At 67.1% G+C, this 20,813-nt stretch carries 20 protein-coding genes; 12 read left to right on the top strand and 8 right to left on the bottom strand.

Annotation, left to right across the window (positions count from 1 at the left end; translation table 11 throughout):
- Positions 1–162: 162 nt before the first annotated feature.
- Genes ACNQR1_RS04620 through ACNQR1_RS04610 form a run of 3 tightly spaced genes read right to left on the bottom strand, consistent with a single transcriptional unit; the run spans position 163 to position 3,597 of the window.
- Complete coding sequence (locus tag ACNQR1_RS04620) at positions 163–1,254, bottom strand: DUF4185 domain-containing protein (protein WP_418050274.1); 1,092 nt, start codon at positions 1,252–1,254, stop codon at positions 163–165.
- A 40-nt stretch (positions 1,255–1,294) separates the two neighbouring features.
- Positions 1,295–2,329, bottom strand: coding sequence for an aspartate-semialdehyde dehydrogenase (locus ACNQR1_RS04615; RefSeq protein WP_418044437.1), 1,035 nt, complete (start codon positions 2,327–2,329; stop codon positions 1,295–1,297).
- 2 nt (positions 2,330–2,331) lie between these two features.
- Positions 2,332–3,597 (bottom strand): aspartate kinase, encoded by a 1,266-nt coding sequence (locus tag ACNQR1_RS04610; protein WP_418044435.1) that lies wholly within the window; start codon positions 3,595–3,597, stop codon positions 2,332–2,334.
- A gap of 87 nt (positions 3,598–3,684) precedes the next feature.
- Between ACNQR1_RS04610 and ACNQR1_RS04605 the strand changes: the two genes are divergently transcribed.
- The 3 genes from ACNQR1_RS04605 to ACNQR1_RS04595 are packed head-to-tail and all read left to right on the top strand — an operon-like array spanning position 3,685 to position 6,636.
- Complete coding sequence (locus ACNQR1_RS04605; protein ID WP_418044433.1) at positions 3,685–4,284, top strand: nitroreductase family protein; 600 nt, start codon at positions 3,685–3,687, stop codon at positions 4,282–4,284.
- A 43-nt stretch (positions 4,285–4,327) separates the two neighbouring features.
- Positions 4,328–5,269 (top strand): UTP--glucose-1-phosphate uridylyltransferase, encoded by a 942-nt coding sequence (locus ACNQR1_RS04600; protein WP_418044431.1) that lies wholly within the window; start codon positions 4,328–4,330, stop codon positions 5,267–5,269.
- Positions 5,266–6,636 carry an alpha/beta hydrolase gene (locus ACNQR1_RS04595; RefSeq protein WP_418044429.1) on the top strand — a complete coding sequence of 457 codons (1,371 nt, stop codon included), beginning with the start codon at positions 5,266–5,268 and terminating at the stop codon, positions 6,634–6,636. Before ACNQR1_RS04600 ends, ACNQR1_RS04595 begins: the two co-directional genes overlap by 4 nt.
- 7 nt (positions 6,637–6,643) lie before the next feature.
- On the opposite strand, the gene ACNQR1_RS04590 is transcribed toward ACNQR1_RS04595, so the two are convergent.
- Genes ACNQR1_RS04590 through ACNQR1_RS04580 form a run of 3 tightly spaced genes read right to left on the bottom strand, consistent with a single transcriptional unit; the run spans position 6,644 to position 9,353 of the window.
- Complete coding sequence (locus ACNQR1_RS04590) at positions 6,644–7,366, bottom strand: GntR family transcriptional regulator (protein ID WP_418044427.1); 723 nt, start codon at positions 7,364–7,366, stop codon at positions 6,644–6,646.
- Positions 7,363–8,049 (bottom strand): cysteine hydrolase family protein, encoded by a 687-nt coding sequence (locus tag ACNQR1_RS04585; protein WP_418044425.1) that lies wholly within the window; start codon positions 8,047–8,049, stop codon positions 7,363–7,365. Before ACNQR1_RS04585 ends, ACNQR1_RS04590 begins: the two co-directional genes overlap by 4 nt.
- Positions 8,046–9,353: a cytosine permease gene (locus ACNQR1_RS04580; RefSeq protein WP_418044423.1), complete on the bottom strand. Its 1,308-nt coding sequence runs from the start codon at positions 9,351–9,353 to the stop codon at positions 8,046–8,048. Before ACNQR1_RS04580 ends, ACNQR1_RS04585 begins: the two co-directional genes overlap by 4 nt.
- Before the next feature lie 189 nt (positions 9,354–9,542).
- On the opposite strand from ACNQR1_RS04580, the gene ACNQR1_RS04575 reads away from it, so the two are divergent.
- The 7 genes from ACNQR1_RS04575 to ACNQR1_RS04545 all read left to right on the top strand — a co-directional run bounded on the left by ACNQR1_RS04575 (position 9,543) and on the right by ACNQR1_RS04545 (position 16,930).
- The gene (locus ACNQR1_RS04575) at positions 9,543–10,796 is read left to right on the top strand and encodes an ammonium transporter (protein WP_418044421.1); all 1,254 of its coding nucleotides are present in this window, start codon (positions 9,543–9,545) and stop codon (positions 10,794–10,796) included.
- Between the two features lie 133 nt (positions 10,797–10,929).
- Positions 10,930–12,234: a type III glutamate--ammonia ligase gene (gene glnT / locus ACNQR1_RS04570; RefSeq protein ID WP_418044420.1), complete on the top strand. Its 1,305-nt coding sequence runs from the start codon at positions 10,930–10,932 to the stop codon at positions 12,232–12,234.
- 14 nt (positions 12,235–12,248) lie between these two features.
- Positions 12,249–13,118 (top strand): glutamine amidotransferase, encoded by an 870-nt coding sequence (locus tag ACNQR1_RS04565; protein WP_418044418.1) that lies wholly within the window; start codon positions 12,249–12,251, stop codon positions 13,116–13,118.
- Positions 13,106–13,792 (top strand): protein glxC, encoded by a 687-nt coding sequence (locus tag ACNQR1_RS04560; protein WP_418044416.1) that lies wholly within the window; start codon positions 13,106–13,108, stop codon positions 13,790–13,792. The genes ACNQR1_RS04565 and ACNQR1_RS04560 overlap by 13 nt, the downstream gene beginning before the upstream one ends.
- Complete coding sequence (locus ACNQR1_RS04555) at positions 13,792–15,084, top strand: FMN-binding glutamate synthase family protein (protein WP_418044414.1); 1,293 nt, start codon at positions 13,792–13,794, stop codon at positions 15,082–15,084. Before ACNQR1_RS04560 ends, ACNQR1_RS04555 begins: the two co-directional genes overlap by 1 nt.
- Positions 15,081–16,274 carry an NAD(P)/FAD-dependent oxidoreductase gene (locus ACNQR1_RS04550; protein ID WP_418044412.1) on the top strand — a complete coding sequence of 398 codons (1,194 nt, stop codon included), beginning with the start codon at positions 15,081–15,083 and terminating at the stop codon, positions 16,272–16,274. Before ACNQR1_RS04555 ends, ACNQR1_RS04550 begins: the two co-directional genes overlap by 4 nt.
- Before the next feature lie 11 nt (positions 16,275–16,285).
- Complete coding sequence (locus tag ACNQR1_RS04545) at positions 16,286–16,930, top strand: helix-turn-helix domain-containing protein (RefSeq protein ID WP_418044411.1); 645 nt, start codon at positions 16,286–16,288, stop codon at positions 16,928–16,930.
- Between the two features lie 13 nt (positions 16,931–16,943).
- On the opposite strand, the gene ACNQR1_RS04540 is transcribed toward ACNQR1_RS04545, so the two are convergent.
- Complete coding sequence (locus ACNQR1_RS04540; protein WP_418044409.1) at positions 16,944–17,159, bottom strand: hypothetical protein; 216 nt, start codon at positions 17,157–17,159, stop codon at positions 16,944–16,946.
- Between the two features lie 318 nt (positions 17,160–17,477).
- Between ACNQR1_RS04540 and leuA the strand changes: the two genes are divergently transcribed.
- Positions 17,478–19,307 (top strand): 2-isopropylmalate synthase, encoded by a 1,830-nt coding sequence (leuA, locus tag ACNQR1_RS04535; RefSeq protein WP_418044407.1) that lies wholly within the window; start codon positions 17,478–17,480, stop codon positions 19,305–19,307.
- Positions 19,308–19,357: 50 nt separating this feature from the next.
- Positions 19,358–19,744 (top strand): SHOCT domain-containing protein, encoded by a 387-nt coding sequence (locus ACNQR1_RS04530; RefSeq protein WP_418044405.1) that lies wholly within the window; start codon positions 19,358–19,360, stop codon positions 19,742–19,744.
- A gap of 21 nt (positions 19,745–19,765) precedes the next feature.
- On the opposite strand, the gene ACNQR1_RS04525 is transcribed toward ACNQR1_RS04530, so the two are convergent.
- The gene (locus tag ACNQR1_RS04525; protein WP_418044403.1) at positions 19,766–20,755 is read right to left on the bottom strand and encodes a DEDDh family exonuclease; all 990 of its coding nucleotides are present in this window, start codon (positions 20,753–20,755) and stop codon (positions 19,766–19,768) included.
- Positions 20,756–20,813 lie beyond the last annotated feature (58 nt).

Genomic DNA, 20,813 nt, shown 5'->3' with positions numbered 1-20,813 from the left:
GGCTGTGAATCAGCTTTGAAAGACCCGGGTTTTTGCTCCGGGTGCGCGCCGCCGCTCGGCGTCGTTTTCCACACCACGGTCGCTCGGACGCGCGAGCCACAGCCCTGCGGTAGAAAACGGCGCGAAGACGTGAGGTGAAACTGCGCGCAGACAGACCGCGGACTATTGCTCCCAGGGCTTGAACGGGTTCACGGCGTACTGGATCACGCGGTACGGCGTGCCGCCGCGGGCCATGGTGTTCCACTGGCTGATGAAAACCCGGACCTGGTCCAGCGTCGATCCCGGCGAGATGTAGCCGCCGTAGGGCTGGGCCAACAGGTTGACCTCTGGCGGGGGCAACGAGTCGACCGGGTCCGGCCAGGCACTCGCGAACACCACCGTGGTGACGGGTGCCGTGCCAAGACCGGTGGGGTCGTAGGCGACCCGCATCTCCATATTTCCGGTGTTGGCGTTGAAGTACGACAGGACGGGCTTGCCGTCGATCTGCCGGATGCTCATCTCCCCCACCCGGTCGGCGAACAACGCCGTCGGCGGCTTGCCCCAACCGCCCGCGGACGACCAGCCCTGCCAGCCGGCCCGGTCGGTGAAGGTCTTGGGATTGGCCCGGTACAGGAACGGCGGGCTGCTGCGGTCGAAATTGTTGGTCAGGATGTAGACCCACCCGTCGGGCGAATCCGGCGCCGGGACCGGGTCGTAGTAGCCCGTGATCTGCGACTGGGCCCCGCCCTGATATGTCGCGTCGCGCACCGAACCGGGTACCGTCGGCCAATTCGGCCGGCCCGCATCGGCTTTCACCAGCCGGGAGCTGTACGGCTTGAGGTTGTAGGTGGTGGTCACCATCATGTAGTTCTCACGGTTGATCGCCACCACACCGGCAGGCAACTGGGAGCCGCCGGGCGGCGTCGGGTCTGCCAGCAGCGGCTTGTCCACCCCGGTGACACCCCGGTAGCGCACACCGCCCGCGTCCTCGATCGAGTCGGCATCGACGTGCAGGGCAACCGGCGAGTGCCAGCCGCCGAAGCCAACGGCCTGCCCGGCGAAGCTGTCACCGCAGACCTGGAGCACCCGGCTGGGAAACTCCATGAACTCACACAGGTCGGTGGCGCCGATGCCGTAATCGCGAGTGGGCGTGCCGGTTCCGGCGCTCGGCCCGATCCGCAGAACCTGGCCGGGAGCCAGCGGAGGAACCGTCGGATCGCCGAAGCCCGGACTCGCCCCGGCGAACGGGGCCTGCCACACCGCCGCAGCAAGCATCGCGACGACGGCGAACCTGCGGGCTGGGTTCACCCGCGGATCAGAGCTCGGCGGCCAGCAGTTCAGCGATTTGAATCGTGTTCAGCGCGGCACCTTTTCGCAGGTTGTCGCCGGACACGAACAGAGCGAGACCACGTCCGTCGGGCACGCCCGGATCCTGGCGGATCCGGCCGACCAGAGACTCGTCGACGCCTGCGGCGGCCAGCGGGGTCGGCACGTCGACCAGCTTCACGCCCGCGGCACCGGCCAGCAGTTCCTTCGCCCGCTCAACCGAAAGTGGCTGGGCGAACTCGGCATTGATCGACAGCGAGTGCCCGGTGAACACCGGAACCCGCACACAGGTGCCGCTCACCAGAAGTTCGGGGATACCGAGGATCTTTCGGCTCTCGTTGCGCAGCTTCTGATCTTCGTCGGTCTCACCGGAGCCGTCATCGACGAGTGCGCCGGCGAGCGGAATCACGTTGAACGCAATGGGCGCAACGTATTTCACCGGCGCCGGGTACGTCAGAGCCGAGCCGTCATGAACCAGCTGCTCCGCCCCGTCGACCACCGCGCGGGTCTGCGATGCGAGCTCCTCGACACCGGCCAGGCCACTGCCCGACACCGCCTGGTAGCTCGACACGATCAGTCGGGTCAGTCCGGCTTCCTCGTGCAGCGGCTTGAGCACCGGCATGGCAGCCATGGTGGTGCAGTTCGGGTTGGCGATGATGCCTTTGGGGCGGTTTACGCCATCCCTCGCGAAGTTGACCTCCGACACCACCAGCGGGACGTCCGGGTCCTTGCGCCAGGCCGACGAGTTGTCGACGACGACCGCGCCGGCCGCGGCGAACCGCGGGGCCTGCACGCGCGACATCGTCGCACCGGCGGAGAACAACGCGATGTCCAGACCCGACGGATCGGCCGTCTCGCTGTTCTCGACCTCGATCTCCTGGCCGCGGAACGTCAGCTTCTTACCTTCGGACCGCGCCGAGGCGAAGAACCGGACCGAGCTGGCCGGGAAGTTCCGCTGCTCCAGCAGGGTGCGCATGACCTGCCCGACCTGGCCGGTCGCGCCTACGACACCGATGTTGACCATGTCTAGCGCCCCGTCCCGCCGTGGACCACGGCCTCTTCCTCGCCGCCGAGGTCGAAGGCCTCGTGCAGCGCGCGGACGGCGGTGTCCAACTCGGTGTCCTTGACCAGGACCGAGATCCGGATCTCCGACGTCGAGATCAGGTCGATGTTGACGCCCGCCTCGGCCAGTGACTCGCAGAACTTCGCGGTGACGCCCGGGTGGCTGCGCATACCCGCACCGACCAGCGACACCTTGCCGATGTGATCGTCGTACAGCACCTGGCTGAACCCGATCTCGTCCTTGAGCCCGGTCAGCTTCTCCACGGCCGTCGGGCCGTTGTCCATCGGGCAGGTGAAGGTGATGTCGGTCTTGCCGTCCTCGACCTTCGAGATGTTCTGCAACACCATGTCGATGTTCACGTCGGCGTCGGCGACCGCGCGGAACACCCTGGCGGCATACCCGGGGACGTCCGGGACACCGACGACGGTGACCTTGGCCTCCCCGCGGTCGTGGGCTACTCCGGTCAGCAGGGCGTCTTCCATGGGGATGTCCTCGATCGATCCTTTGACGATGGTGCCGGGCTTGTCCGTGTACGACGAACGAACGTGAATCGGCACGTTGTAGCGGCGGGCGTATTCGACGCAGCGCAGCATCAGCACCTTGGCACCGCACGCGGCCATCTCGAGCATCTCCTCGAAGGAGACAGTGTCGAGGTGGCGGGCGTTGGGCACGATGCGCGGGTCGGCGGTGAAGATTCCGTCGACATCGGTGTAGATCTCGCAGACGTCGGCCTTGAGTGCGGCAGCCAAGGCGACGGCGGTGGTGTCCGAGCCGCCGCGGCCCATGGTGGTGACATCCTTGCTGTCCTGGCTGACGCCCTGGAACCCGGCGACCAGCACGATGACGCCCTCGTCCAGCGCATCGCGCAGGCGGCCGGGGGTGACGTCGATGATCTTGGCGTTGCCGTGGATGCCGGTGGTGACGATGCCGGCCTGCGATCCGGTGAACGAGCGGGCCTGGGCACCGAGCGACTCGATGGCCATCGCGACCAGGGCATTGGAGATGCGCTCACCGGCGGTCAGCAGCATGTCCATCTCGCGCGCCGGCGGGGCCGGGGAGACCTGACGGGCCAGGTCAAGCAGGTCGTCGGTGGTATCGCCCATCGCCGAGACCACCACGACGACGTCGTTGCCGGCCTTCTTCGTCTCGACGATGCGCTCGGCCACGCGACGGATCCGATCGGCATCCGATACCGAGGATCCGCCGTACTTCTGTACGACGAGCGCCACTATCTAACCCTTCAGAACGCTGGAATGAGTCGAAACAAGGATAAGGGAGACGCGCACGGGATTTTCCCCGCCGGTAGCTTGGCTGACGTGCCTGACACGCCGAACGGCCGCCTGGCCGGCACCAGCGTGCCGATCCATCCCGATCTCGCGGCCCGCTGGAGCCCCCGGGCGTTCGACCCCAGTGCCGTCATTACCGCTGACCAGCTCACCGCGGTCTTGGAAGCGGCGCGCTGGGCCGCCAGTTGGGGCCACCGGCAGCCGGTCCGGTTTGTCGTCGGCCGGCGAGGGGATGAGACCTTCGTTACATTGGCCGGCCTGCTCAAACGCGGCAACAGCTACGCGCATGCGGCCTCCGCGCTGATTCTGGTGTGCACCGATGAAGGAGAAGACGAGCGGACCGCGTTGTACGCCGGTGTCGACGCCGGAGCGGCGATCGCGCAGTTGACCGTCGAGGCGGTGTCGCGCGGACTGATCGCCCATCCGATGGCCGGCTTCGACGTCGACGGAGCCCGGGCAGCGTTCGAGATCCCGGACGGCGTGCGGCCGCTGGCCGTCATCGCGATCGGCACGCTGGGCGACTACGACGCCGTCGACGAAGCCATCGTCGAACGCGACAGCCGACCCCGCGAACGGCTACCGCTGGAGCAGATCGCATTTGGTGAGCGCTGGGGAATTCCGCTCGGCTGACGGGCACACCGGCTAGTTTTGGTGGAGCACCGGAGAGGAACACATGGCAGGACAGGCCATTCGCAAAGCCGTCATCCCCGCCGCGGGGATTGGTTCGCGCCTCCTGCCGCTCACCAAGGCCATCCCCAAGGAGATGCTGCCGGTCGGCGACAAGCCCGTCATCGAACACACGGTGCGCGAGCTGGTCAATTCCGGGATCACCGACATCACGATCGTGGTGTCCGGTGGAAAGAACTTGATAGAGGAGCATTTTCGGCCGAACACGACGCTGGTCGATCAGCTGCGCGCGGACGGCAAGGACGGATACGCCGACGCCGTCGAGGAAGTCGGCGAGCTGTCGGCGCGGGGCCACATCACCTACCTGCATCAGCACGGTCCGTACGGCAACGGCACCCCGGTGCTCAATGCCTCACGCTCGTTCGGTGACGAGCCGGTCCTGGTGCTGTGGCCCGACGACGTCTTCGTCGCCGAGGTGCCGCGCGCCCAACAACTGATCCGGGCCTACGAACAGACGTCGTCCCCGGTGCTGGCATTGATGCCGATGGCTCCCGAGAACTCTCGCCGGTACGGCGTGCCGATCATCGACGAGGATCTGGACGGCGGGCTGCTGCGGATCAGCGGAATCGTCGAGAAGCCGCAGCCGCACGAAGCCCGCTCCGGGTACGCCGCAATCGGTGGCTACGTCGTCACCCCTGGCATCATCGACGAGCTGCGCGAGCAGACGAAGCGCTGGTACGAACAGACCCAGCCCGGTGAGATCTACCTGACCGACGCGATCAACGCCCACGCCAGGGACCACGCCGTCTACGGCCAGGTGATTCAGGGGCACTGGTACGACACCGGCAATCCGGCCGACTACCTGGTCGCCCAGTTCGCGTTCGCATTGGCCCATCCCGAATACGGCCCCGTGCTGCGGCAATTGGCCGACCAGGGCCCAATGTTCCACAAGCTTTCGCAGGAAATCGGGGAGGGCCGACCTACATGAATCTGTCGTTGACCAACGGTCTGATCCCGATCACTCTGCAACTGCTCGCCTTGATCGCGATCGTGGTCGCCATCGGTCGCGGGCGGTCGCAGGAGTGGATGAAGCGGTGGCTGCTCGCCGCGGTCCTCGTCGGCGTGGGGCTGGCCGCGGCCGCGCAACTGTTCGTGCGGGACCAGGGCTGGTCTGCCGACGCCATCTCGTTCGGCACCGTGTTCTGGACGGCGATGTTCGGATTCGCCGCCACCGTTCTCATTGCCGGCTGGCCCGGCAGTGCGTGGTGGCGCCGACTGGTATCGGTTCTGTCGGTGGTGCTTATGGTGGTGTGCGGTCTGGCCGCGCTCAACACCGCCACCGGCTACTTCCCCACGGTTCGGGCCGCCTGGCTCCGGTTGACCCACGCCGAGCCGGAACAGTGGATCGACGAATCCCAGCTCGCCGCGCTTCAACAGTCCGGAGAGATACCCACGCGCGGCACCGTGGTGCGGGTCAACATCCCTTCCGACGCATCGGGTTTCGCGCACCGGACCGAGGTGGTCTACCTTCCGCCGGCCTGGTTCGCCACCAACCCGCCACCGCAACTGCCCGCGGTCATCATGATGGGCGGCGAGTTCAACCATCCCAACGACTGGCTGCAATCGACCGGTGCGTTGGAGACACTCGACGACTTCGCCGCACTGCATCACGGCAATGCGCCGGTCATCGTATTCCCCGACATCGCGGGCAAGTTCAGCAATGACACCGAATGCGTCGACGGCACCCGCGGCAACGCCGCATCTCACCTGACCAAAGACCTGGTTCCCTACCTGATTTCGCGTTTCGGGGTCAGCGCGAAGCCCGAGAACTGGGGACTGGCCGGGTGGTCTTCGGGTGCGACGTGCGCCCTGAACACCGCGGTCCGCAACCCCGAGATGTTCAGCGCCTTCGTCTGGCTGGACGGCACCCTCGGCCCCAATGCGGGCACCAAAGACCAGACCATCGCCCGACTCTTCGGTGGCGACCGGGCGGCCTGGGAGGCCTTCGACCCCAAGACGGTGATCACCCGGCACGGCCCATACGACACCATGGCCGCATGGCTCGGCGTCGGGGAGAACACACCGACCGTCCACCGTGACCCCACGACCACTCCGCCGTCCGAGGAGGCGATCGCCGGGTGGGACACGTTCTCCGAGGAGCATGCCTCCAACGCCAACAAGCTGTGCGCCCTGCTGAGCGGTTACAACGTCGAATGCTCCGTGGTCGGCTACAAGGGCGGGCACGATTTCCAAGCGGCCAGTACGGCATTCGACGCAGCGCTGCCGTGGTTGGCCTGGCGGCTCGGTACCCCGAGTGTGCGGGAACGACCCCTGCCTGGATCGGACGGGAAGTAGTCGCCCGCTACTTCCAGAGCGCCTCCAGCGAGGTCACCGACTGGCCGAGGGATCGAGCGCTCAACGCCCGCAACGCGCGCCGCTCGACCACTTCAAAACTCGCCCCGACATGCTCGTGCAGAGCCGTACGGCCCGCGTCGAGCTGATCGTCGAGCAGGAGGTCGACGATCTGGAGGTGCTCGTCGATGGTGGCGATCACCCGTTCCTCGGTGACGAAGTCATACATCCGGATCAGCCGGATCCGCCGGTTGACGTTGTCGAGCGTGGCGACCATCGCCCTGTTCCCTGACGCCGCGCACAGCTCGATGTGGAACGACTCGTCACGCAACACCATGTCACCGTCCGGTGCCGGCGGGCTCGTCTTGAGGTCCAGCCACTGGGCACGCAGGGCCGCGAGCCGGTCCTTGTCGTACTGCAGCTCTTCGGTTTCCAGGATCCGGGTGATGCCACGCAGTTCGATGGTGATGCGTAGCTCGTAGAGGTCGCGCACGCCCGGGATGTCCAGCGCGATCGGGTAGTACCCGTCGGGCCTGCGTTCGAGCATGCCGTCCGCGTGCAGCCGGACCAGCGCCTCGCGCAGCGGCGTCCGGCTGACGTTGAGCGTCTCGCACAGCTGCGACTCGACCAGCCGGGTGCGGTGGTCGATCTCACCGACCATGAGCTTCTTGCCGAGGTCGAGGTAGACGCGGTCGCGCAGGGAGACCGGTTCCTCGACGTGGGTCGTGGTCACTGCAGTTCCTTGAGCGCGGCCACCACGTCGGAGCTGGTGGCATGGGCCCCGAACACCCCACCCTGCATGGTGATCATGTTCAGCGCCGCAACGTGATTGGCGTAGTCGGTGGCACCGGTGGCATCCGACACCACCAGACACTCGTAGCCCCGGTCGTTCGCGTCCCGCATGGTGGTGTGCACGCAGACGTCGGTGGTGATGCCGGTGAAGATGATGTGTGTGATGCCGCGGCTGCGCAGCACCAGGTCGAGGTCGGTCGCGTAGAAGCTTCCCTTGCCCGGCTTGTCGATGACGGGTTCGCCCGGCAGGGCGGCCATCTCGGGGACCAATTGCCAGCCCGGCTCGCCCCGGGTGAGGATCCGTCCGCACGGTCCGGCCGAACCGATCTCGGCACCGATCCGAGCCGAGCGCCAGCGCTTGTTGGCAGGCAGGTCCGACAGGTCGGGGCGGTGACCCTCACGGGTGTGAATGACGAACAGCCCGGCCGCGCGGGCCGCGGCGAGCACGTCCTGCGCGGGGCCGAGCGGGGTACGCACCAGCGACAGGTCATAGCCCATGGTGTCGACGTACCCGCCTTCACCGCAGAAGTCGACCTGCCAGTCGATGTTGATCAACGCCGTTCGTCCGGTGGGAATGTCACCGTCGTAGGGCCAGACGTAGGGGTTGGCCGCAATCGTGATCATGCGGTCTCCCCCGCCAGAACCGGCTGCGCAGCGCGCACCGGCAGGTACGCCAGGGCGGTGAAGGCCAGGCCGCCGACGACCATCGCCACCACCGCGTCGGAGAGCTGCGGAGCGTAGAAGTGCGTCAGCAACGCTCCGCCTGCACCGATTGCCCAGGCCGCGAACGGCTTCCAGGCCAGCGCCACGGTGGCCCGACGGTGCGCGAACACCAGCTGGTCCAGGATCAGCACGATGCCGATCGGGGGTACCAGCACCCCGAGGATGTTCAGCCAGGTCGCGAAGTACGACCAGATGCCGGCGACCGCGGCGACGGTACCGATGATGCCGAGCACGATCGTCAACTGGCGCATGGTCTTTCCGGTGATGTTGCCGAATCCCACGGCCCCGTTGTACAGGCAGTGGGCGCACACACTGCCAAGGTTGACGAAGACGAACACGATCGCCAGCGGCACCAAGACTCCGCCGGCGCTGACCAGGACGTGCAGGAAGTCGCCGCCGGCGGTGTCCGCCGCAGCTGCGGCGCCGAGGGCGACCACGAGCGCGCCGGCCAGCTGGGCGATGAAGTAGGCGACCGGGAATGCCGCGAACGCTGCCAGCGCACCTTCCTTGCCGTTGCGGGCCCACCGCGTGAAATCGGCTGTCATGGTGCCCGAGTCGGCGAAGCACGCGAAGACCATCGTCACCGCGACACCGAAACTGAACGCACCCGCCCCGGCTCCGCCGCCGTAGGACAACGCCGAGCCGATGCCGTGATCGGCCGCCGCCAACAGCACGGCGACCACACCGAGCGGGATGAACAGGACCGATGCCACCACCCCGATCCAGGAGATCGCGCGGATCCCGACGAAGGTCAGCGCCACGAACAACACTCCGGCCAGCAGGGTGATCCACGGCGCGCTCCACCCCATGGACAGGTTGAGCGTCGATCCCACCATGCCGGTCTGGAAGGCGAACCAGCCGATCACCAGTGCGGACAGGAACGCCGACACGATGCGAAAGCCCTTGGTTCCGAAGGTGTCCGCAGCGGTGAGCGCGAAGTTCTTGCCCGACCGTCCGGCGAGGTAGCTGAGCGTGCCCACGTAGGCCATCAGGATGAGGTCGCCGACAAGGATCGCCGCCATCCCGGTGGCGAAGCCGAGGTTGTAGACGACGATGCCGGCGAACACCGCCGAGGTCATGATCATCGGGAAGCCGACCCACACTGCCGACACCGCGAACAGTGACTTGCGGGCGGACACCGGGACGGGCTGGTTCTCGTACTCCTCACCAAGCGCCGAATGATGTTCGGCGTGCGCTGTATCCATGGCTGTATACGGTCCGGTATACGGATTTCTCCGGCGTTTCGGGCGATGAACGTTCCGTAACGGGGTGCTCACCGCCGTGCGGCGCCGAGCTTTACGTCACCGCAACACAACGAGCGGGTCCACGTAACAGAAACGTCGTCAACTCCCAGTGATCGGCCCGTCCGGGCCGCCACCCCCCAGGAGATGTTGATGGATACAGGAACCACAGCGTTCATGCTGTGTTGCATCATCGGCCTCACGCTGATGATCCCGGGTCTCGCCCTGTTCTACGGCGGCATGGTCTCGGTCAAGAGCTCGACCAACATGATGATGATGACGTTCGGCGCGGTCGCCCTGGTGGGCGTGCTGTGGGTGCTGTTCGGATTCTCGATGGTCTTCGGGACGTCCTACGGCGGATTCGTCGGCAGCTTCACCGAATTCGCCGGAATGAAAGACCTCATGGAACCGATGACCACGGTCGCCGGCCTTCCGGTCAGCTTGTTCTCCATCTTCCAGGCCCTGTTCGCGGCCATCACCGTGGCACTCATCTCGGGCGCGGTCGCCGACCGGATGAAGTTCGGCGCCTGGATGATCTTCGCCGCCGCCTGGGCGGTCCTGGTGTACTTCCCGGTCGCGCACTGGGTGTTCGCCTTCGACGGTGTGGTCACCGAGAATTCGGTCGGCGGCTGGATCGCCAACAAACTGCACGCCATCGACTTCGCCGGCGGCACCGCGGTGCACATCAACGCCGGCGCGGCCGCCCTTGCCGTGGCCATCGTTCTCGGCAAGTCGGCCATGTTCGGCCAGCTGCGCAAGCCGCACAACGTTCCGCTGACCCTGCTGGGCGCGGGCATGCTGTGGGCCGGCTGGTATGCCTTCAACGGCGGATCCGCCCTGGCCGCAGGCAATTCCGCGGCCATCGTGATGGTGACCACCTTCGTCGCCACCTGCGCGGCCACCCTGGCCTGGATCGGTGTCGAGAAGCTCAAGGACGGCCATGTGACCGGCGTGGGCGCCGCCTCGGGCGCGATCACCGGCCTGGTCGCGATCACCCCGGCCTGCGGTGCGGTCACCCCGATCGGCGCGATCTTCGTCGGTGCCATCGCCGGCGCGATCTGCGTCTACGCCGTGGGCTTCAAGGAGAAGCTGGGTTATGACGACTCGCTCGACGTGGTCGGCGTGCACCTGGTCGGCGGCGTGGTCGGCACCCTGCTGATCGGCTTCTTCGCCAGTGAGGGCATGCCCAATGCCACCAACGGCCTGTTCTACGGCGGCGGCTTCGACCAGCTGTGGAAGCAGGCGATCGCGGCCGGTGCGGTGATGGCCTATTCGTTCGCGGTCGCCTTCGCCATCGCGTTCGTACTCAAGAAGACCATCGGTATCCGCATCTCCTCCGAGGAAGAGGAGAAGGGTATCGACTCCACGTTCCACCGGGATTCGGCCTACGAGCTCGAATTCGCCTGACAGTCAGTCCGATTCCCCGGCCCGGCTGCCGTGGACCGCTCTCACGGCAGCCGGTGACCGGGGTTTCCTCGGCTTGCCGATGTTTCCTACTGTGATACCTTGGTTCATAACAAGAGACGAAAGTGTTGGTGCTATGCCCTCCGATCTCGCCGCCCTCGCCGAACAATCCGGCACCAAATTCATCCTCGCGCTCTTCGTCGACCTGCGCGGAAAGCCCTGCGCCAAACTGGTTCCCGTGGAGTCGGTCGAGCTCCTGGCCACCGAGGGCGTCGGCTTCGCCGGCTACGCGGTCGGCGCCATGGGCCAGGAACCCAAAGACCCCGACCTGATCGCCATTCCCGATCCCGCCTCGTTCACCCCGATCCCGTTCATCAAAGAGGGCCTGGCCCTGGTGCATTGCGACCCCCATGTCGGCGGCGCACCCTGGCCGTACGCGCCGCGGGTCATCCTCAAGGGCCTGATCCAGCGCGCCGCCGACGCGGGATTCGAACCATGGGTCGGCGCCGAGGTCGAGTACTTCCTGCTGCGACGCGACGCCGACGGTGCCCTGTCCACCGCCGACGCGGCGGACACCGCCGCCCAGCCCTGTTACGACGCGCGCGGCGTCACCCGCATGTACGACCACCTCACCGCGATCTCCACCGCGATGAACACCCTTGGCTGGTCCAACTACGCCAACGACCACGAAGACGGCAACGGACAGTTCGAGCAGAACTTCGAGTTCTCCGACGCGCTGACCACTGCCGACCGGGTGATCACCCTGCGCTACCTGCTGTCGATGATCGCCGCCGAACGCGACATGGTGGCCACCTTCATGCCCAAGCCGTTCTCCGACCGCACCGGCAGTGGCCTGCACCTGCACCTGTCACTGACCAGCGCCGGGACGCCGGTCTTTCCGGCAGACGCCGACGAGCGGGGCCTGGGCCTGTCCGAGACCGCCTACGCGTTCATCGGCGGCATCCTCGACCACGCCTGCGCACTTCAGTCCGTCGTCGCCCCAACTGTCAACTCCTACAAACGAACCGGTGCCACCTCGACCGCATCGGGCGCCTCGTGGGCCCCTCGCAAGCCCAGCTACGGCGGCAACGACCGCACCCACTACATCCGGGTACCCGACAGTCAACGCATCGAGTTGCGCGGCGGCGACGGCTCGGCCAATCCGTATCTCGCGATCGCCGCGGCGCTGGGCGCCGGGCTCGACGGCGTCAAACGCAGCCTCGATCCAGGGGCAGTGGGAGCCCAGGGTCCGGCGGCTTTGCCACCCACCCTGCTGCACGCGATCGAATCGCTGGAGACAGATCCGATCGTCACCGGCGTGCTCGACGTCGCGGGCGACGGTGTGGCCTCCTACTTCGCCGACGTCAAACGCGAAGAGTTCTTCGCCTACCACGGCACCGTCACGCCGTGGGAGATCGACCAGTACCTGACGGCGTTCTAGAAGGGAGACAACATATGTGCGGGATCGTGGGGCTACACCTGCGCACACCGGAGCTGTACCCGCGGCTCGGCGAATTGCTCGCCGCGATGCTGGGCGAGATGTCCGACCGCGGTGCCGACTCGGCGGGGATCGCGGTCTACGGGGACCCGGAGTGGTCGCCGTACGGGCAGGGCTGTGTCTCGGTGACCGACGTCGCCGACCCACCCGAACTCGGTCCGGATGTGGATGTGGTGCAGGTCGATTCGACCTACCTGCTGTCGGCCGACATGGATTCCGAGGAGCTGCTTGGCCTGGTCCGGGCGGCCTGTCCGACCGCGCTGATCTCCGGGTTCGGCGCCGATCTGGCGGTGCTCAAAGGGGTGGGCCATCCCCGTGCGCTCACCGAGGCCTGGGGCCTGGCCAAGGCCCAGGGATGGCAGGGCGTCGGCCACACCCGGATGGCCACCGAATCGGCGGTGACGCCGTCAGGCTGCCATCCGTACACCGTCGGTCCCGGACAGTGCCTGGTGCACAACGGATCTTTCGCCAACCACGCCACCATCCGCCGCGAGCTGCGCCGGGCCGGTGTGACGTTCGACAGCGAGAACGACACCGAGGTGGGCGCCCGGTTCGTGGCCGAACAGCTGGCCGGCGGCCGCGATGTGGCGATCGCGCTCAAGGAACTGTGCGCCACCTTCGATGGCTTCTACACCCTGCTGGTCTCCGATCACGACTCGTTCGCGGTGGTGCGTGACGCCATCGCCTGCAAACCCGCGGTGATCGCCGAAACCGCCGACTGGGTGGCGATGGCCAGCGAGTACCGGGCGCTGGCCGGGCTGCCCGGAGTCGAGCAGGCACGCATTTGGGAACCGGAACCGGAGGTGGTCTACGCATGGACACGCTAGTTGGGTTTGACCTGCGCACAACACCATTGCGTGAGGTCAACGCGGCATTGCATCAGCCAGGCATCGAAGGCGACTTCGTCATCGCGCATCCCGACGGCGCGCACAATGTGGCCGTCGGTCTCGATGCCCCGGTGCGGGTGACCGTCGAAGGGCACGTCGGCTACTACGCGGCCGGGATGAACCAGCTCGCCGAGGTCACCGTCAACGGCAACGCCGGGACCGGCGTTGCCGAGAACATGATGAGCGGCACGGTGCGCGTCACCGGCAACGCCTCGCAGTCCGCGGGCGCCACCGCGCACGGCGGGCTGCTGGTCATCGAGGGCGATGCGGCCGCGCGCTGCGGCATCTCGATGAAAGGCGTGGACATCGTGGTGGGCGGCAGCATCGGGCACATGAGCGCGTTCATGGCGCAGGCCGGCCGGCTGGTGGTGCGCGGTGACGCCGGGGAGGCGCTGGGCGACTCGATCTACGAGGCCCGCATCTATGTGCGCGGCGAGGTGGCCTCGCTGGGAGCGGACTGCATCGCCAAGCCGATGCGCGCCGAGCATCACGCCGAACTCGCGGAGTTGTTGGCCGCCAGTGGGTTCAGCGACGACGACACCGCGGCCTACACCCGGTACGGCTCGGCACGAAACCTCTACCACTTCCACGTCGACAATGCGAGTGAGTACTGATGCGCGAATCCGCCACCTTCGATCGATCCGCCATCGCCGACATCCAGCGCGCCGCCGAGACCGGCATCTACGACATCCGCGGGTGGGGCGCCAAACGTGCTCTGCCCCACTTCGACGATCTGCTGTTCCTGGGCGCGTCCATGTCGCGCTACCCCTTGGAGGGCTACCGGGAACGCTGCGGTACCGATGTGATCCTCGGTGACCGGCACGCCAAACACCCACTGCACCTGGACATCCCGGTCACGATTGCGGGCATGAGCTTCGGTGCGCTGTCAGGCCCCGCCAAGGAGGCCCTGGGCCGCGGGGCGAGCGAGGCCGGCACCTCGACCACCACGGGCGACGGCGGCATGACGCCCGAGGAGCGCGGGCAGAGCAAGCACCTGGTGTATCAGTACCTGCCCTCGCGCTACGGGATGAACCCCGACGATCTACGCAAGGCCGACGCCATCGAGGTGGTGCTCGGTCAGGGCGCCAAACCCGGTGGCGGCGGAATGCTGTTGGGCCAGAAGATCTCCCCGCGGGTGGCTCAGATGCGCACGCTTCCCGAGGGCATCGACCAGCGCAGCGCGTGCCGGCACCCGGACTGGACCGGCCCGGACGATCTGACCATCAAGATCAACGAACTGCGGGAGATCACCGACTGGGAGAAGCCGATCTACGTCAAGGTCGGGGCCACCCGCACCTATTACGACGTGAAGCTGGCCGTGCACGCCGGCGCCGATGTCGTGGTGGTCGACGGGATGCAGGGCGGCACGGCCGCCACCCAGGAGGTGTTCATCGAGCACGTCGGTATCCCGACCCTGGCCGCGGTACCGCAGGCGGTGCAGGCGCTGCAGGAGCTAGGCGTGCACAGACAGGTCCAGTTGATCGTGAGCGGCGGCATCCGCTCGGGCGCCGACGTGGCCAAGGCCCTGGCACTGGGCGCCGACGCGGTGGCGATCGGCACCGCGGCGTTGATCGCGCTGGGCGACAACCACCCCCGTTACGCCGCCGAGTACGAGAAGCTCGGCAGCGCGGCCGGTTTCTATGACGACTTCCAGGACGGACGCGATCCGGCCGGCATCACCACCCAGGACCCGGAGCTGGCCGCCCGGTTCGACCCGGTCGAGGGCGGCCGCCGGCTGGCCAACTACCTGCGGGTGCTGACCATGGAAGCCCAGACCATCGCCCGGGCGTGCGGCAAGGCTCATGTGTGTCACCTGGAGCCCGAGGACCTGGTGGCAGTGACCATCGAAGCGGCGGCCATGGCCAGGGTTCCGCTGGCCGGCACGAACTGGATTCCAGGGACATGACCTCCCCGAAGAGCCCAGACGTCGTCATCGTCGGCGGCGGTCTGGAGGGGGCCGCGGCAGCCTGGGCCCTCAGCCAACGTGGCGTCACCGATGTGACTGTCCTGGAGCGCAATACCGTCGGCTCCGGGATGACCGGGAAATCCAGCGGCATCGTGCGCTGCCACTACGGGGTCAGCTCGCTGGCCGCCATGGCAACGGTAGGTCTCGAGGTGTTCGAGAAAGCCGAGCAATATTTCGGGACCGACATCGGCTTCCGGCAGACCGGCTACGTCGTCGGCGTCGGCGAACCCAACGTCGACAACCTGCGCAAGAGCCTGGCCGCCCAGCGCGAGGTCGGGGTGCAGACCGAGGAGATCGACGCGTCCGAGGTGGCCGAGCTCTGGCCGTGGGCCGATCTGGAACCGTTCGCGGCCTTCGGCTGGGAGCCTCGCGGCGGATACGGCGACGCCTACCAGACCGCGCAGGCGTTCGCGGTGTCGGCGCGGGCTTCCGGAGTGCGAATCCGCCAGGGCGCCAACGTGACCGGACTGCTGCTCGACGGGGACCGCGCCACCGGTGTCGAGCTGGCCGACGGCACAAGGGTTTCGGCGGGCACCGTCGTCGTGGCCACCGGTGCGTGGACCCGGCCGTTCCTTACTGCCTACGGCGTCGACGTGCCGATCCGGGTGGTTCGGGAGCAGATCGTCACCATCTCCCCCGGAGTTCCGATCGGAGCGGTCCCGGTGTTCTCCGACCTGGTGTCGCTGCAGTACGTGCGGCCCGAACTGGGTGGGGAGATCCTGTTCGGCAACAGCGACCTGGCGCACTGCGAGCCCGCCGACCCGGACGACTACCTGAACCGGGCCACCGACGGCTTCATCGACCTGACCGTCGACAAGGTGGGCACCCGCTTCCCCGGCTTCCCGGACGCGGCGATCACCGGCAGCTACGCCGGCTGTTACGACGTCACCCCGGACTGGAACCCTGTCATCTCCGCGACCGGTATCGACGGCCTGATCGTGGCGGCCGGATTCAGCGGACACGGGTTCAAGATCGCCCCGGCGGTCGGCAAGTTGGTCGCCGACCTGGTGACCGATGGCCGCAGCTCCGACCCGCGGATACCCGAGACGGATTTCCGTCTGGCCCGGTTCGCAGAGGACAATTTGCTCAAGAGCCGGTACCCGTACGTCGGGGCCGGGGAGATGCGTTAGACGGGAGCGCCGTGAGCGACCAGCCTCTGCTGCGCAATTCCGGCACGGCCCGCGAGCGCGATCCGAACGAACCGGTCGAGGAACTGGAGTTCGAGGCGGCGATCGGGCGCAATGTGCGTCAACTTCGTCAGCAGCACGGGCTGACCGTCGCTGAGATGGCCGCGCGGGTGGGCATCTCCAAGGCGATGCTGTCCAAGATCGAGAACGCCCAGACCTCGTGCAGCCTGTCCACCCTGGCGCTGCTCGCGAAGGGCCTCGACGTTCCGGTGACCAGCCTGTTCCGCGGGGCCGACGTCGAACGCCCGGCGGCATTCGTCAAGGCGGGCACCGGTCCGGAGATCGTGCGCAACGGCACCAAACAGGGCCATGAGTATCAACTGCTCAGCTCGCTGCGCGGCGAGCACAAGCGGCTGGAGTGCCTGCACGTCACGCTGACCGAGAAGAGCCAGACCTATCCGCTGTTCCAGCATCCAGGCACCGAGTTCATCTACATGCTCGAAGGCGTCATGGACTACAGCCACAGCCGCTCGGTGTACCGGCTGCAGCCCGGCGATTCGCTACAGATAGACGGGGAAGGCGCTCACGGACCGGTTGACCTGATCGAACTTCCGATCCGGTTCCTGTCGGTGATCGCCTTCCCCGATTCGCAGGTGTGACTCACCACATCGATCACTCGTAGATGCTCATGATCCGCTGCGGGCCGTGGTGGTTGTGCCAGCCGGGCTTCATACCGGGGGCCGGTGTGGCGTAGGTATCAGGGCTGTACAGGTTGCCCGAGCCCTGCGGAGTCTGCGCGGCGGCCGTGCCGGCCAGGCCGAGCGCGACGGCGCCGAAGACGCCTGCGGACAGGATGGGCAGTGCCAGGGCCTTGGTGAACTTGGTCATGATCGTCAATCCTTCTGTCTCAGTTGGCTTTTCGTTTCTTCTAGCGGTTTGTTCCGCCGCTGATACAAGAATGCGATCTGGACGGCCCCGAGTCTGTCGGGCAATCAGGCGATGGGACTGGTGAAGATGCGTTCCCCCGATCGGGGGAAGTGCACGTCAACCTCAGGTTTTGGCCTGGGAATGACGCGGAGTACAGTTGAGCGCGTGCAGCGGGTGCTCCTTCTCGGACGCCGCGACGGGGTCTGATCAGACCGGCTTCCTGTCGCGGGTTTTTGCGATGCGCCGGTCGGGTCCCCCTTCAAACCCCGGAGCAAAACAATGACCACGCCCGACATCTCTGCAGATGCCTTCAGCTCGGTTCGCGCGATCAACACGCCGGCCGGCACCCCCAACCCCGGACAGCCCGTCTGGAACACCCAGCGCGGCTCATCCATGCCGGTCAGCCGCTACCGCAGCTTCGCCGAAGAAGTGCCCGGCGGCAGCCCCGCCTTCGGCACCGGCGTCCCGTTCGATCGCACCTGGCCGGACCGCGTCATCGACACCGCGCCCCAGTGGTGTGCGGTCGACCTGCGCGACGGTAACCAGGCCCTGATCGACCCCATGAGCCCGGCGCGCAAGCGCCGCATGTTCGACCTGCTGGTCCGGATGGGTTACAAGGAGATCGAGGTCGGCTTCCCGTCTGCGAGCCAGACCGACTACGACTTCGTCCGCGAGATCATCGAGGACGGCGCGATCCCGGACGACGTCACCATCCAGGTGCTGACGCAGTGCCGCCCCGAGCTGATCGAGCGCACCTTCGAAGCCTGTGCCGGAGCCCCGCAGGCCATCGTGCACTTCTACAACTCGACGTCGATCCTGCAGCGCCGCGTGGTGTTCCGCGCCGACCGGGCCGCCGTCAAGAAGATCGCCACCGACGGCGCCCAGATGTGCGTCGAGGAGGCCGAGAAGTACCCGCAGACCCGGTGGCGCTTCGAGTACTCGCCCGAGTCGTACACGGGCACCGAGCTGGAATACGCCGTCGAGGTGTGCAACGCGGTCGCCGACATCGTCAAGCCCACGCCCGAGTGGCCGTTGATCGTGAACCTGCCCGCCACCGTCGAGATGGCCACCCCGAACGTCTACGCCGATTCGATCGAGTGGATGAGCAGGCATCTGGCCCCGCGCGACTCCATCATCCTGAGCCTGCACCCGCACAACGATCGCGGAACCGGCGTTGCCGCAGCAGAATTGGGCTACCAGGCCGGCGCTGACCGCATCGAGGGCTGCCTGTTCGGGAACGGCGAGCGCACCGGCAATGTCTGCCTGGTGACCCTGGGCCTGAACATGTTCAGCCGCGGTGTCGATCCGCAGATCGACTTCTCCAACATCGACGAGATCCGCCGCACGGTGGAGTACTGCAACCAGCTGCCCGTACACGAGCGCCACCCCTACGGCGGCGACCTGGTCTACACGGCCTTCTCCGGCAGCCATCAGGACGCCATCAACAAGGGCCTGGACCAGATGAAGGTCGACGCCGACGAGGCCGACGCCGACATGGATGACATCTTGTGGCAGGTGCCCTACCTGCCGATCGACCCCAAGGACGTCGGCCGCACCTACGAGGCCGTGATCCGGGTGAACTCGCAGTCCGGCAAGGGCGGCGTGGCCTACATCATGAAGGCCGACCATGGTCTGGTGCTGCCGCGCCGGTTGCAGATGGAGTTCTCCAAGGCCATCCAGCAGATCACCGACGGCGAGGGCGGCGAGGTCTCGCCCAAGGAGATCTGGGGCGCCTTCTCCGAGGAGTACCTGGCCCCGATCACCCCGTTGGAGCGCATCCGCCAGAAGGTGGTGGCCTCCGAGGTCGACGGTGGCACCGACACCATCACCGCGATCGTGAAGATCGACGGCGTCGAGCGCGAGATCGTCGGTGCCGGCAACGGCCCGCTGGCGGCGTTCGTCGACGCGTTGGGCGCCATCGGCTACGACATCAACGTGCTGGACTACTCCGAGCACGCCATGTCCTCGGGTGAAGAGGCGCAGGCCGCGGCCTACGTCGAGGCGTCGATCGGCGGCAGAACCGTCTGGGGTGTCGGTATCGCGACTTCGATCACAACTGCATCACTTCGTGCGGTCGTATCTGCTGTCAACCGCGCCTCGCGTGATTAGCTGACGTCGGCGTAGACCACTGCGCCGCCGTCAACTACAAGGAGCAGTCCATGGACTGGGGTTCGACTTGGGATTTCCTCTGGCATTTCCTGATCATCTTCGCCTGGATCGCATACCTGCTGGTCCTCTTTCAGATCCTCACGGACCTGTTCTGGCGTGACCACAAGACCTCCGGCTGGGTCAAAGCCGTGTGGGTGATCTTCCTGATCGTGTTCCCGTGGCTCACCGCGCTGGTGTACCTGATCGCCCGAGGCAAGGGCATGTCGGAGCGCGCGCAGGCAGCCGCACTGGCCGCCAAGACGGAAACCGACGCCTACATCCGCGAGGCCGCAGGCCGGTCCCCGGCTCAGGAGATCGCCGACGCCAAGGCTCTGCTGGATGCCGGCACGATCAGCCAGGCCGAGTTCGACGGGTTGAAGGCCAAGGCGTTGAGCTAGCAGACCGCGGCGAGCCGCGAATCAGAAAAGCGTGTACTGATCGCTTTCGGCGGGGATGTCGCAGAACTGCTCGATGTCGGCACCACCGACGACATGGGCCAGCAGGCTCATGAAGGTCTCGTCATCGAGCAGCGGCACCCCCAGCTCGAGGGCCTGGTAGCCCTTGCCCTGGTCGGGTGCCGGCTCGTTGCAGATCACCAACGACGTCTGCTGGTCGACCAGGTCGGTGTAGGCCAGCCCGGCGTGCAGGATGCGCTCGACGAGCTCCTCGTGGGTGCGGGCCACCTCCGCCGACAGGGCCACCCGCATGCCCTGCACCAACGGCCGCCCCGAAACGAATACACCGGGGTTGGCGTACTCGCACGGCAGGCGCGAGGCCAGCACCTTCAACGGCCGCAACTCTTCATGGGTGACGTGGCCGTTGGGCCAGCGCCGTCGGCTCACCTCCCGCAGCGGCAGCCAGACCTTGCGGTCACGGGCCCGGGCCAGGGTCGGCTTGAGGATCTGGGCCAGCACCAACGCGTCGTCGAGCGCATCGTGCGGCCTCATCTGGCTCACACCCCAGTGCGCCGCGAGCGTTTCCAGCCGCAGGTTCTCGGTGCCCAGCGCCAACCGGCGGGCCAGCTCGACGGTGCACATCACGCTGTCTATCGGCAGCTCGGCCCCGACCAGCTCGGCCTCGGCGGCCAGGAAGCTGTAGTCGAAGCCCACGTTGTGCGCGACCAGCGTGCGGCCCCGCAGGACGTCACTCAACTCGTCGACGACGTCACCGAAGGTCGGCTGCCCTTCCAGCATCTCGGTGGTCAGCCCATGGACGTGGGTGGGACCGGGGTCCACACCCGGGTTCAGCAGGGACGCGACGCTGCGCTCGACGTTTCCGTCGTCCCCGACCGCGAGGGCGGCGACGCTGACGATGCGCGCCTGCCCCGGCCGGAACCCCGTGGTCTCCACGTCGACGACGGCCCAGCCCGCGCCCGGCTCATCCGCCGGTCTGCCCCACGCGCTGCTCATATTCGCCAGGATGGCACGCGAGTCCGACAGAGTCCGATTGCCGCGCCGCGATGCCTCG

This window comes from Mycobacterium sp. 48b (assembly GCF_048282725.1).
Classification (GTDB): domain Bacteria; phylum Actinomycetota; class Actinomycetes; order Mycobacteriales; family Mycobacteriaceae; genus Mycobacterium.
The sequence above is the reverse complement of the archived record's forward strand: the minus strand, read 5'-3'. Positions and strand labels throughout refer to the sequence as shown.